The sequence below is a fragment of the Anaeromassilibacillus sp. D41t1_190614_C2 genome (assembly GCF_015558525.1).
Classification (GTDB): Bacteria; Bacillota; Clostridia; order Oscillospirales; family Acutalibacteraceae; genus Anaeromassilibacillus; species Anaeromassilibacillus stercoravium.
The window spans coordinates 101,442-113,985 of the sequence record NZ_JADMOD010000006.1 but is presented as its reverse complement, the minus strand read 5'-3'; the positions used below and the strand labels follow the sequence as shown (position 1 = coordinate 113,985).

The following is a 12,544-nucleotide window of genomic DNA, read 5'->3' as shown; positions in this document are numbered from 1 at the left end:
ATACATGGCGACGATTGGCCTTGACAAGCTGTTTTACGCCCCGATCACCGAGGATGAAAACGGCGACGAAGAATACGGCACCCCTGTTATGCTGGCCAAGGCAATGACAGCGGAGCTTTCCATCGAGTTGAATGAAGCCACGCTGTATGCCGACGATGGCGCGGCGGAGATTGTAAAGGAATTTAAGAGCGGCACCCTTTCCCTCGGGGTGGATGATATTGGCGTGGCCGCTGCCGAGGCCCTTACCGGGGCCAAGATTGACGCAAACGGCGTTTTGATTTCTGCCAGCGAAAATGATGGCGCACCTGTGGCGGTGGGCTTTCGCGCCCGCAAGGCAAACGGCACTTACCGCTATTTCTGGCTTTACCGGGTGAAGTTTGCGGTGCCTTCCACCAACCTGACGACCAAAGGCGACAGCATCGAATTTTCCACCCCGACCATTGAGGGAACGGTGACGCGCCGCAATAAGCTGGATGGCAAGAACGAGCATCCTTGGAAGGCCGAGGTCAACGAGGATGATACTGCGGTGGAGGCTTCTGTTATCAGCGGCTGGTACACCGAGGTTTACGAGCCTGATTATACGGAGGATGTTGCATGATGGATCAGAATGAACGCTCCGCCGCTATTCAGATCGGTGGGGAAACCTACGAGCTGCTGCTGACTACCAAAGCCACCAAGGAGATCGCCAAGCGATACGGCGGGCTGGAAAACCTCGGCACCAAGCTGATAAAATCGGAAAATTTTGAGATGGCGCTGGATGAAATCATCTGGCTGATTGCCCTCATGGCAAATCAAAGCATTTTGATTTATAACCTGCGCCATAAGGACGAGCCGAAGCCCCTGCTCACTGAGGAGGAGGTCGAGCTTCTGACTTCGCCCTTAGAGCTGGCGACCTACAAGGACGCAATCATGGAGGCCATGTTCCGGGGTACGAAGCGGAACGTCGAGAGTGAGGCTGATCCAAAAAACGTGCCGGTCGGGTAAGCGACGAGGAGTTGTTTACCCGACTGATTTATTATGCAACGGTTCCCCTGCGGCGCACCGAGGAGGAAGCATGGCTGATGCCTTTCGGGTATTTGCTGGATTTGTGGGAGTGCCACAAGCAGTTTACCGGGATCAGCAAGCCCAAGCGAGAACTGTTCATTGACGATATTATCCCGGCTGGAATTTAAGACTGCCCTTGCCGGAGGAAGGAGGTGGTATCCGTGGCGGACAATTTTGGCTTGAAAATCGGTGTCGAAGGCGAAAAGGAATTTAAGAAGGCCCTGGCGGAAATCAACCAGACCTTTAAGGTGCTTGGCTCGGAAATGAACCTCGTGGCCTCTCAGTTTGATAAGCAGGATAAATCCGTGGAGGCCCTTTCCGCCCGGAACCGCGTCCTCAATCAAGAAATTGATACCCAGCGCCAGAAAATCAGCACATTGCAGCAGGCGCTGGAAAACGCCACAAACTCCTTCGGAGAGAATGACCGGCGCACAAAGCAATGGCAAACCCAGCTCAATAATGCGCAGGCTGCTCTCAATGACATGGAGCGGGAGCTTGCACAGAACGAGCGCGCTATCGACGAGTTGGGGGATGAATTGGAGCAATCCGGCAATCAGGCAGACGATTTCGGCAATGAGCTGGAAGGTGCGGCAGATGATGCGGACAATGCTTCTTCAAAATTTGATAAGGTCGGCTCCGTTGTCAAAGGCATGGGTGTGGCTATCGGTGCGGCGGTTGTGGCTGCGGGTGCTGCCCTTGCCGGTCTGACGAAAAGTTTTCTTGACCTTGCAGAGTCTACACGGGAATACCGGGAGGATCAGGCGAAGCTGGACGCGGCTTTTATCACAGCAGGCTTTACCACCGATCAGGCCGGTGAAGCCTACAAGTCCTTTTATTCCATTCTCGGCGAGGAAGATCGCAGCGTCGAAGCGGTCAACCATCTTGCACAGCTTTGCAGTACAGAGGAGGAGCTGACAAGATGGACGGATATTGCCGCTGGTGTATGGGCCACCTTTGGGGACAGCCTTCCCATTGAAGGTTTAACCGAGGCCGCAAATGAAACGGCAAAAACCGGACAGATCACCGGCCAGCTTGCGGATGCTCTGAACTGGGCGGGTCTTTCCGAAGATGCCTTTCAGGCTTCTTTGGATTCCTGTAACAGTGAGCAGGAACGGGCCGCTCTCATTACCGATACCTTAAACGGGCTTTATGCGGAAGCTGCGGAAAATTACAAAGCGCTTAACGGTGATGTAATGGCAGCCCAGCGTGCGCAGGCGGAATTGACAGATGCCTATGCAGAGCTGGGGGCCATTGCGGAACCGATTATGACAACGCTGAAATTCATGGCAACAGACGTACTGCAGGCCATGATCCCTTTTGTGGCCCTCATGGGGGAAGGGTTACAAGGCGTTTTAGAAGGGACAGCTGGATCGGCTGAAACCTTTGCCGAGGGCCTGAGCGGTCTGGTGGAAATGCTTCTGGAAAAAGTATCTGCTATTGTCCCCATGATCGGGCAGGCGGTGCTTGCCAGCCTTCCGGCCCTGCTATCTGCGGGCGTGGATATTGTGGTGGCGCTGGCAGATGGAATTGTTGCGGCTATGCCGCAGATTGCAAGCGCAGCTGTTACCATCATTCTGGAACTGACAAACGGCCTTTTGGCTTTGCTACCGCAGCTCATTGCGGCGGCTGCGCAGATGGTCGCTACACTGGCTCTTGGGATTGGCGAAGCCCTGCCTCAGCTTGTTCCAACCATCGTCCAGATCATTATGACGGTGGTGCAGACCTTGATTGCCAACCTTCCTTTGCTTTTGGAGGGCGCTTTGCAGCTTGTCATGGGTTTGGCCCAGGGCATTTTGAACGCCATCCCGGTTTTGATTGAGGCGCTTCCTGCGCTCATTGTTGCCATCGTGGAGTTTATCGTGGCCTCTATTCCGCAGATTATTGATGCCGGAATCCAGCTTCTGACCTCGCTGGTGGCGGCCCTGCCGGATATTATCACGGCGATTGTTGCGGCCATTCCACAGATTATCGAGGGGCTGGTGACAGCTATTGTCGGAAGTATCCCGCAGATTATCGACGCAGGTGTACGGCTGCTGGTGTCTCTCATTCAGAACCTTCCGACAATTATCACCACCATAGTCGGGGCAATCCCACAGATTATTTCCTCTCTGGTGAACGCCCTGATTAACAGTATTCCACAGATCATACAGGCGGGCGTTCAGCTATTCGTGTCGCTGATCCAGAACCTGCCTACCATTATTGTGGAAATCGTGAAGGCGGTGCCGCAGATTATCGCGGGGATCGTAAACGCCTTTACCTCATCCATAGGCCAAATCGTCAATGTCGGTAAGAACATCGTGCAGGGCCTTTGGTCTGGTATCCAGAGCCTTGCAGGCTGGATTTGGGACAAAGTTTCTGGCTGGATTTCCTCGATTTGGGATGGAATTTGCAGCTTCTTTGGCATCAATTCTCCCTCGAAAGAGATGGCATGGGTTGGTGAAATGCTGGTACAAGGTCTGGCTGGCTCCATCCAAGATAACGGAAAGCAGGCGGTTTCCGCCGCCGAGAAAATGTCCTCGGATATTGACGGGGTAATGAATAAGCTGGCGCAGGATATGCAGACTGCTATCCCCACGGACTACCAGCTTAACGCAAATGCAAATGCAAATGTAACGGGCGGTATGACCGGCGCAGCCTTTACGGCGGCTGGCGGCGGCCCGCTCGTTATGGTACAGCAGATGATTGTCCGCAGCGAGGACGACATCCGCAGGATTTCTCAGGAACTTTATAATCTCATGCAGGTCGGCTCCCGCGCACAGGGCCGGATCATCACAGCGTAAGGAGGTGGGCGCTTGGGCTTTCAATACAACGGAATTACTTCTCAATCCATGAGCGTCAAGGCCCATCTTACCGGCTGGCAGATGGTTCCTACCCTTCGGAGCAATACGGAAACTGTCCCCGGCAAGGCAGGCCTTGCAGACTTTGGGGCAGACAGCGGCGAGCGGTATATTGATGTGGCCTGCAATGTTTACCCGCAGAAAACCTTTGCCGATATGGTGGCGATTTTTGATCAGGTGGCGGCATGGCTCGACCCTACGGCTGGCACCAAACAGCTTGTACTGGATGATGTGCCAGACCGGTATTTTATGGCCCGCCTTTCCGACACGGTGGACTGTGAACGGCTCCTCCGGGCAGCCGGTTCCTTTACCCTCCGTTTTCTTTGCCCTGACCCTTATGGTTACGCACTGGATGATGAAACCTTTACCCTCTCCCAAACGGGGGAGCATGAGGTGGAGCGTGAAATTGGAAACACAGACTCCGAGCCGGTGTATTCTTTGCAAGGAACAATTTCCTCTGGCGCGATTGTACTCACGACCAATGGAGAAACCCTGCGGGTGATTGGCCCACTGGCTGCGGATGAAGTGCTGGTAATCGACACCGGAATGGTAACAGCAAAAGTGACGGACAGCGCGGGCAATACCCTGCGAAACGGCCTGCCCTGTTTGGAGGAGCTGAATTTCCCGATTCTGCGCCGGGGTATGAACGAGGTGGAAATTGCAGTTGAGGGCAGTGCCATTTTTACCGAGCTTCATATACAGGCAAAGAGCCGATGGAGGTAAGCAATGGCAGTAAAGACAACTTTAACTGTGCAGGAGGATTTCACCGGAGAATTTCCAGCCGCATGGGCGGCCTCCGGCCTCTGGCGCTTTAACGAATCCGAGCCGGACAGCAATGACCGGCTGATGGATTCTTCCGGCAATGGCCGGGACTTCAATATTATTAACTGGAACGGCACCACAGCTAATCTGCTGGAAGGCTGGCGTGGGCATTATTTTCGCTTAAATCTCAATAACCCCACTTCGGAGAGAACCTATCTTCATGTTGTGAACAACGGCTCCATCTTCTCCGAGCTGGGACAACGGATCGTTGTGGGTGGCTGGATGAACCCCACCATTTATTCTGTGGGTAATACCTTCTGCCCAATCTTTAACACCCGGCAGGGGCCGGGCCAGCCGATCCTGTACCTTTCGCTTTATTCCGGGCGGCCCCGCCTGATGCTTTATAATTCCTCCGGCTCCCTGATTTTGGACGAGTCGGTAACGCCTCCATTTTCTCTGGTCAACAACGGCTGGTATTTCCTCGCTGCTGTGATCGAACCGGAAGAATACAAAGCCTGCTATGTGGTAGGCGACCGCAGCACCGGTACAGTATGGATTTCAAACGAGCTGACGATTGAGGGTGAACTGAACCGTTCCTGCACCGCTGACCTCGTTATGGGGATGCACGCTGACACCTATTATTACGCAGGCGGCTTTGACGATTGGTTTCTGGATACGGATTCCTCTTTGACTGCCGAGGATCTGGCGGAATATTTTAAGGCCACCCTGTTTGCCAACGGTGGAGATATGTCCGGTGACGTGGATGCGCTCACCGAGCCGGGGAGCGTTACCCTTAGAAGCTCGGACGGAGCCTATCCGTCCAGCGGGCAGCTTATTACAAAAGCGGCGGCCTGCGCCCTTTCCGGTTCGGGCCGGGTATCGGTAAATAGTGAATACACAGCAGGCGTGACCTTCATTGAGCAGGTGGAAACCTCCACGTCGGATGATTTGGAGGAATGGTCGGCATGGCAGGCTATCGGCACCAGCGGTGAGCTGCAATCCCCGAACCGGCAGTATATTCGTTTCCGGGTAACGCTTGCCACAGATGATCCATCGCTTACCCCGAAGGTACTGGAAATCCAGCTCCACGATATACCGAAGGCTCCCTATGAAAAACTGGGCTTTGCCCGTCCTGTGGTGCTGGACGAAAATGGTGCATGGGAGGCGGTTCTGGAAAACGCCTTTGATATTGTTGTCACCAGCGAAGTCAACGGGGCTGATACGATGGAATTTTACCTGCCTTTCCATGATCCAAAGCGGGCCATGCTGGATAATGAAAAACAGGTGCAGATTGTCAATGATATTTACCGCATCCGCACCCTTACCGATACCAAGGACACGGATGGGCGGATCGTGACACAGGTTTATGCCGAAGCTGCTTTTTATGATCTTTCCTTTTCCGAGGAAAAAGAAACGGTGGACTTCAATGCGGATACGGCGGATGCACCAATGCGGCACGCACTGGAAGGCACCGGCTGGTCGGTAGGTACGGTCAACGTCACCACGCTGCGCACATGGCAGTGTACGGAGAAAAATGCCCTTTCCATCCTGCGGGCCACACAGAATATTCACGGAGGCGACCTGATTTTTGACTGCCCGAACCGGCTCGTCCACCTGCTGACCTTTGGAGGGAATGACAGCGGCGCTCTGTTTGCCTACCGGAAAAACCTCAAGAGCATTGAGCGAGTGGTCGATACCCGCAGCTTGGTAACAAGGCTCTATGCCTATGGCAAGGATGGAATGACCTTTGCCTCAATCAATGGAGGAAAGGACTATGTGGAGGATTTCACCTATACCAGCGAAGTGCGTATTTCCACGCTGGACTGCTCGAACTTCACCAATCCCTATCAGATGCTGGAATATACACAGATGCGGCTGGCACAGTACGCGCAGCCCCGCGTTTCCTATGTTCTCTCCGCAATGGACTTGTCGGCCCTGACCGGGTACGAGCATGAGGCATGGGCGCTGGGCGATATTGTAACGGTGGACGATAAAGACCTCAATCTATCGGTAAAAACCCGCGTGGTGCGCCGCCAGTACAATTTGCAGGAGCCGTGGAAAACTGTGCTGGAACTTTCCACTACCCTTCGGGAGCTGGGCGATTCTTCCGCACAATGGGATAAGGCCGCTGATGTGCTGGCCTCCACCGATGTGATTGACCGGCAGGAAGTTAAGGACTTGGTTCCCTTCAACCACCTGCGCAATTCCCGCGCCGACAGCGGCATGAATTACTGGACGAACTCCGGCTTTGAGGTAGATGCGGAAAACGGCGTTTCCGGTACGGCTTCCTTCAAGGCGGAGGGCGTTTTGGGAATGACAAAAAGCCTGACACAGACGGTCTACCCGGCCAGCCGCCGGAGCTATACCTTTTCAGCGCAGATTGCCTCGGAGGATTTGCAGAAAGGCCCCAGCGGGCAGGTCGGCATTGAAGTAACCTTTGAATATGAGGACGGTTCCACGGAAACGCGGTTCATCGACCTCTTTTAATATAGAAGGGAGCGGCCTATGGCTTCTTTTTCGCAAACTGCCACCGACCTGTCCCCTAAGGGGTACGGGCGGCTGCGTTCCATCACCATCCGGCTTTGTATTACGGATTGCACCGGCAAGGTGTACTTCACCGACATTATGGTGCAGGGCGGCTCCATTGCTACCGGCTGGGTGGGCCATCCCAGCGAAATTCAGTGGACGCTGGACGGGTAAGGAGGCTGGCATGGCGGAATTTACTCGATTTTCAGAAACAATTTTGACAAAGCAGGATCAGCGGGTGGTAAGCATTACCGTGAAGCCGATGATTTCTGATTGTACAGGCCGGATTTATTTCACCGACCTGATGGTTCAGGAAGGTGACCGGCTCACAGGCTATGTGATAAATACAGAAACGATTCTGCAAAAATACCGGGAGGATGGCTCCATTGTTCCTCCCCGTTTCTACAACGGCGTGGTACGCTCGGCGGAAACGGTGGTGCTATTCAACCTCGGCTCTGATACGGCGGGACTGGACTGCTATCTCTACCCGGTGCAGGACATGGCGGCGGGCAGCGTTTCTGTGGCCTTGGGCGCGGGCGCACACAAGGCGGCTTTCCCTGCTGCGGTAAGCGCCGGGGATGAACTGGCCCTTCTGGCTTCTTCCCGGAAATGCCTGCTCAATGGAAGCCCCACGGAAAAGCGCGGCTTCTTTCAGTACACGGCTGCCGGGGACAGCAAGCATCCGGTGACATTAGAGGAGCATAAATCCGCTCGGTTGCTGTTTGAATTTCAGGAAATGCAGGAAGGCGGTGATCGGTTTTGAGCCGGGACTATCTAAAAGGAAGGCGGTGCATGGTCTGGTCGTTCATGCAGAACGCCCGGATGTACGAGGCCCTGCGGGACTATGGCGACCGGCTGGATACGGTGGGAATTTTCACCTTCGAGGTAGACGCTACCGGCACCCTTTCGGAAACCGGCACCAGCATTTCTTCCATGATGACTTACATCAACAAGTGGCCGCATATTCACTGGATGCTGACCGTGATGAACCACGGCACTGCCAGTATTTTCACGGCCCTGCGCAATAACACAAATGGGGCTAAAGATAAGTTTTTAACCGAGCTGGTGCGCATTATGGAGAAATACCCGTGGTGCGCCGGGGTGGATATTGATCTGGAGCGCGGCGGCGGGTATGAAAACCGGGAGGCAGCAAATGCCTTATTTCAGGCTATTTACCAGACGGTCAAAGCCTATGATTCCTCCAAACTCGTCAACATCTGCCTGCCCGGTATGACCGGCGTTCAGGGCAGTGTGGGCGGTGAAAACTGGTGCGTTTATGCTGACCTCAACCCGTACTGTGACACGGCCTCCATTATGTCTTATGGCATGGCGTGGGCAGGCAGTGCCCCTGGCCCAGTTTCCCCCCGGAGTTGGTTAGAGGGCATCTATAACTACGCGGTTACGGCCATGGCCCCGGAGAAGATTTTTATGGGCCTGCCGGGCTACGGTTGGAACTGGCAGATATACGACACCCCGGAGAACCTTGGCGAAACCTACCGGGGGATTTCCAACACCTACTATGCCGCCAAGCTCTGGATGACCGGAGGCTATAACTTCACCGGCGATGCGCCGCCCCAGCCCATGATCCCCATTGTGGCATATTGGGACGATGTGGATATGGTGCCGTGGGCGCTTCCGCAGGTATATGATTACATGGAAGGATGGGATGCGGCCTCGGTGGTTTCGCCCCTGCAGCAGGAAGTCTATAACCGCAGGCGCTATCTGACCTGTTACGGGAAAGAACAAAAGACTTCCTTCGGGACGATCTACATTGACCGTGGCGGAGGCACTCCGGATTCCTATACCGGGATCGCCAGCATTTCCGACTACATGACAGTGCTGGGGGAAGGCGCGACAGCAACCTTCAACTTTACGATTGAGCAAGCAGGAACCTATGACATTGCGGTGCGGCTTGCTTTTCCTTTTTGGGATAAAAACGCGCTGAATGTGTCGGTGGATGGAAGCTCCAAGACCTTTTCAGAAAGCCGCTTGTGGTGGCCGTATTGGCGGCGCACCTGCTGGCTTTCTTTTGCTTCCGGCAGGAGCCTTTCCGCAGGCAATCATACGCTGGTAATCAGCGGCGGCGTTCCCGGCGTTCAGTTTTATGGTTTCCGGGTATGCAGCAGCTTTTCCGAGGAACCGTCTGCCGGAGAGGCGGCGTTCACCCTCTCACCCCGGCAGTTTCTGGATGTGAACGGCCAGCCCGCCACACCCGACAAAGGCTTTAAGCTCACCTGTGAAATGCTCCGGCGAAAACCGGATTCGGCGCTGGTTTGGTATGAGGACTTCCGGGATGATACTCCTCTGCCGGACAGCTATTGGACGACGCTCTCCGGGGAATGGTCTGTGTGGCGGGAAAGCTACACCACCGAGAACCGGCCTTATTCCTTGCTGGAAGGCTCCGGCAAACTGGCGTGGAAATATGAGGGCTTCTCCGACCTGCATATCCGGGCGCGAGTGGGTTTTCCACAGAATGGCGGCGGACGGGCCGGGGTATTCCTTGGAAACCTGTTCTGCTGCTTAAACTACGATACCCAGCGGGTGGAGCTATACCAGGGCTCCACGCTTTTGGGGAGTTATGCCACCAGCTTTTCCAAGACCCCGGATGCGCAGCTCCACAGCAATCCATCTGTCTATACCATTGAGATGCGAAAGCGCGGGAACAGAGTCCGGGTGTATTCCGGCTCCAGCTATACCCTGCGATTTACCGCAACGGTGAACGCCACCGCTGGCTATGCGGGCATACAGGCGGACAATGAGATCGTCTGCGACCTGCTGCGGGCCGGGGATGCCTGGGCTTATGAACCTTATGAGTGTTTTGACGTGGTGTATCCGGACGGGGTGCGCACCAGCTTCGGGCGGATTGCCCGCTCCGATGTAACGTGGGACGAGGAATTTCAGATTTTCTCAGTGAACAGCGATGTGGATGAAGGCTCCACCCGCAGCGAGGATATTTCCCTCGACTATGATTTCTTTCATTCCCACCTGCTGGAAATCTCCTGCGGGAATGACTACACAGCCAAGGTGATCCCACGGGATATAAACGTCTGGACTGCCCGGCTGTTCTTGGGCGATGCAGATGGTTTTTCTATTCTGTACTATCAGGACGTGGATTCGCTGGTATATTGGGCCAACGAGGCTGCTTACCGGTGGGGCCTGCGCGGCATTGCAATCTGGTCTTTAGGACAGGAGGATATGCGGCTGTGGGAGGTCATGCCGAAGCAAATATAAAACCGGAACGGGCGCTTTGTCGTATGGCGGGCGCTCGTTTCCTATGTAAAAGGAGGATTTTTATGAAGACTGTATGGAATTGGATTCAGGTGGCGCTTGCCGCTATCGGCGGCGGGCTGGGCTGGTTCTTCGGAGAGATGGACGGTTTCTTTTATGCGCTTATTGCCTTTGTGGTGATCGACTACCTTACCGGGGTGATGTGCGCCATCATCGACAAGACCCTTTCCAGCAATGTGGGCTTTAAGGGGATTTTCCGCAAGGTGCTGATTTTCGTCATGGTCGGCATCGGCCATGTGATCGACACGCAGCTTATCGGGAGCGGTGATGCGCTGCGTACTGCGGTGATTTTCTTCTACATTTCCAACGAAGGCGTGAGCCTGCTGGAAAATGCGGGCCACATCGGCCTGCCCATCCCGGAGAAGCTCAAAGAGGTACTGGCGCAGCTCCATAATCGCACCGAGGACGACAAGGATACGGAGGGCAAGGAATGAAGATCTTCGTAAAACTGACCCGCGCCGAGAATACCGCCCTCCTTGGCGCGGGGCCTGTGGAGCTGGATTTGGAGGAATACCTCTGCGGGGTGGTGCCTTCCGAGATTTATGAAAGCTCCCACATGGAGGCGCTCAAAGCGCAGGCAGTAGCCGCCCGCACCTTTGCGGTCAAGCGGGCCATGGCGGGGACGGTGGTAGACGACACCACCAGCTTTCAGGCATACCGCGCCCCTCTGGCAGAGTCCAGCCCCCGCAGCAGGCAGGCCGTGGTGGAAACCGCCGGGCAGGTGCTTACCTATGGTGGCGAAGTCATTGACTGCTTTTATTCGGCCTCAAACGGCGGCACCTGCAAACGCAGCGGAGAGGTTTGGAGCCGGGACTATCCCTACTATGTGAACAAGCCTGATCCGTGGGACACGGCGGCCCGCACAGAGAAATCCACCAATCCCAGCCATGGCGTGGGGCTTTCCCAAGTGGGCTGTATGTGGGCCGCAAAACAGGGTGTCCCTTACAACGAGATACTGGCCTTTTATTACAGCGGCGCTGCTTTGGTGCATGAATACGGCACCGGCAGCGTCGTTGGCTTTGAAGAAGAAACAGGAGGTTTCGCTATGAATCTGCATACACTGATTTTCACGAATAACGCCTGCTACAAGGCAGGCCGCAAGATTACCCCCAAGGGCATTATGGTGCATAGCACCGGGGCCAACAACCCGTGGCTGAAACGCTATGTCGGCCCGGATGATGGGCTGCTGGGAAAGAACCAGTACAACAATCACTGGAACCAGCCCATGGATCGGGAGGTCTGCGTTCACGCTTTTATCGGCAAGCTGGCGGATGGGACGATTGCCACTTACCAGACGCTTCCTTGGAATCACCGGGGCTGGCATTGCGGCTCCGGTTCCAAGGGCTCCGGCAATAATACCCACATCTCTTTTGAAATTTGCGAGGATGGCCTGACGGATTCCGCCTATTTCAACAAGGTTTACAATGAGGCGGTGGAGCTTTGCGCTTACCTCTGCAAGCAGTACGGCCTGACCGAGAAAAATATCATCTGCCACAGCGAGGGCCATGCGCAGGGCATTGCCTCCAATCACGGGGATGTCATGCACTGGTTCCCGAAGCATGGGAAGAACATGGACACATTCCGCGCAGCGGTGAAGGCCAAGCTGACCGGTTCTTCTTCCGGCAATACCGGAGGTTCTGCGGGCAGCGGCACCCTCTACCGGGTGAGAAAGTCTTGGAGCGATGCTTCCTCCCAGCTCGGAGCCTTTGCGGTTTTGGATAATGCCAAAGAGCTGGCGGACAAGAATCCCGGCTATGCGGTCTTTGACGAAGCTGGGAAGAAGGTTTATCCCTCTGCCTCTGGAAGCACCGGCAGCAGCACCCTTTACCGGGTGCGCAAGAGCTGGGCGGATGCCGCTTCTCAAAAGGGCGCTTTCAATGTGCTGGACAATGCGAAACGCTGTGCGGACGAAAATCCCGGATACTCTGTTTTTGACGAGGCTGGAAAGGTTGTATATGCGGGCAGCGCAGCCGCTTCTACTTACACGGTGCAGAAGGGCGACAGCTTGTGGGCCATTGCAGAAAAGCACCTCGGAAACGGCACCCGGTACAATGAGATCAAGAAACTGAACGGCCTGACCTCCGACG

The 12,544-nt window shown here is 55.1% G+C and carries 10 protein-coding genes and 2 pseudogenes; all 12 read left to right on the top strand.

Translation table 11 applies throughout. From position 1 onward, the window contains the following. Positions 1-4: 4 nt before the first annotated feature. On the top strand, positions 5-598 hold the full coding sequence (locus tag I2G69_RS06805) for a major tail protein (RefSeq protein WP_178354107.1): 594 nt from the start codon (positions 5-7) through the stop codon (positions 596-598). After that, the gene (locus tag I2G69_RS06800) at positions 598-984 is read left to right on the top strand and encodes a hypothetical protein (protein ID WP_195560496.1); all 387 of its coding nucleotides are present in this window, start codon (positions 598-600) and stop codon (positions 982-984) included. Before I2G69_RS06805 ends, I2G69_RS06800 begins: the two co-directional genes overlap by 1 nt. A gap of 11 nt (positions 985-995) precedes the next feature. Continuing rightward, positions 996-1,172: a hypothetical protein gene (locus tag I2G69_RS06795; RefSeq protein WP_178354106.1), complete on the top strand. Its 177-nt coding sequence runs from the start codon at positions 996-998 to the stop codon at positions 1,170-1,172. A 33-nt stretch (positions 1,173-1,205) separates the two neighbouring features. Further along, positions 1,206-3,824, top strand: a complete 2,619-nt coding sequence (locus I2G69_RS06790; RefSeq protein ID WP_195560484.1) for a phage tail protein — start codon at positions 1,206-1,208, stop codon at positions 3,822-3,824. 12 nt (positions 3,825-3,836) lie between these two features. Next, positions 3,837-4,604: a distal tail protein Dit gene (locus I2G69_RS06785; protein ID WP_195560483.1), complete on the top strand. Its 768-nt coding sequence runs from the start codon at positions 3,837-3,839 to the stop codon at positions 4,602-4,604. 3 nt (positions 4,605-4,607) lie between these two features. Beyond that, entirely contained in the window at positions 4,608-7,130 is a 2,523-nt protein-coding gene (locus I2G69_RS06780; RefSeq protein WP_195560482.1) for a phage tail spike protein, read from the top strand. An 18-nt stretch (positions 7,131-7,148) separates the two neighbouring features. After that, a complete protein-coding gene (locus tag I2G69_RS06775; RefSeq protein ID WP_087375901.1) occupies positions 7,149-7,343 on the top strand; it encodes a hypothetical protein in 195 nt (64 codons plus the stop codon). Between the two features lie 10 nt (positions 7,344-7,353). Beyond that, on the top strand, positions 7,354-7,932 hold the full coding sequence (locus I2G69_RS06770; protein WP_195560481.1) for a hypothetical protein: 579 nt from the start codon (positions 7,354-7,356) through the stop codon (positions 7,930-7,932). Between the two features lie 29 nt (positions 7,933-7,961). After that, the gene (locus I2G69_RS06765) at positions 7,962-10,400 is read left to right on the top strand and encodes a glycosyl hydrolase family 18 protein (RefSeq protein ID WP_243254892.1); all 2,439 of its coding nucleotides are present in this window, start codon (positions 7,962-7,964) and stop codon (positions 10,398-10,400) included. Between the two features lie 62 nt (positions 10,401-10,462). Next, positions 10,463-10,891, top strand: a complete 429-nt coding sequence (locus tag I2G69_RS06760; RefSeq protein WP_195560480.1) for a phage holin family protein — start codon at positions 10,463-10,465, stop codon at positions 10,889-10,891. Then, positions 10,888-11,322: pseudogene (locus I2G69_RS14210) on the top strand (SpoIID/LytB domain-containing protein); the annotation flags it as partial. The gene I2G69_RS06760 and the pseudogene I2G69_RS14210, both read left to right, overlap by 4 nt. Before the next feature lie 180 nt (positions 11,323-11,502). Beyond that, positions 11,503-12,064 (top strand): annotated as a pseudogene (locus tag I2G69_RS14205) (peptidoglycan recognition protein family protein); the annotation flags it as partial. Between the last annotated feature and the right edge of the window lie 480 nt (positions 12,065-12,544).

What these genes read in the sequence shown, in the direction of transcription:
- I2G69_RS06805 (WP_178354107.1), top strand. Translation starts at nt 5, where the DNA reads ATGGCGACGATTGGCCTTGACAAGCTGTTTTACGCCCCGATCACCGAG.
- I2G69_RS06800 (WP_195560496.1), top strand. Translation starts at nt 598, where the DNA reads ATGGATCAGAATGAACGCTCCGCCGCTATTCAGATCGGTGGGGAAACC.
- I2G69_RS06780 (WP_195560482.1), top strand. Translation starts at nt 4,608, where the DNA reads ATGGCAGTAAAGACAACTTTAACTGTGCAGGAGGATTTCACCGGAGAA.
- I2G69_RS06775 (WP_087375901.1), top strand. Translation starts at nt 7,149, where the DNA reads ATGGCTTCTTTTTCGCAAACTGCCACCGACCTGTCCCCTAAGGGGTAC.
- I2G69_RS06770 (WP_195560481.1), top strand. Translation starts at nt 7,354, where the DNA reads ATGGCGGAATTTACTCGATTTTCAGAAACAATTTTGACAAAGCAGGAT.
- I2G69_RS06765 (WP_243254892.1), top strand. Translation starts at nt 7,962, where the DNA reads ATGGTCTGGTCGTTCATGCAGAACGCCCGGATGTACGAGGCCCTGCGG.
- I2G69_RS06760 (WP_195560480.1), top strand. Translation starts at nt 10,463, where the DNA reads ATGAAGACTGTATGGAATTGGATTCAGGTGGCGCTTGCCGCTATCGGC.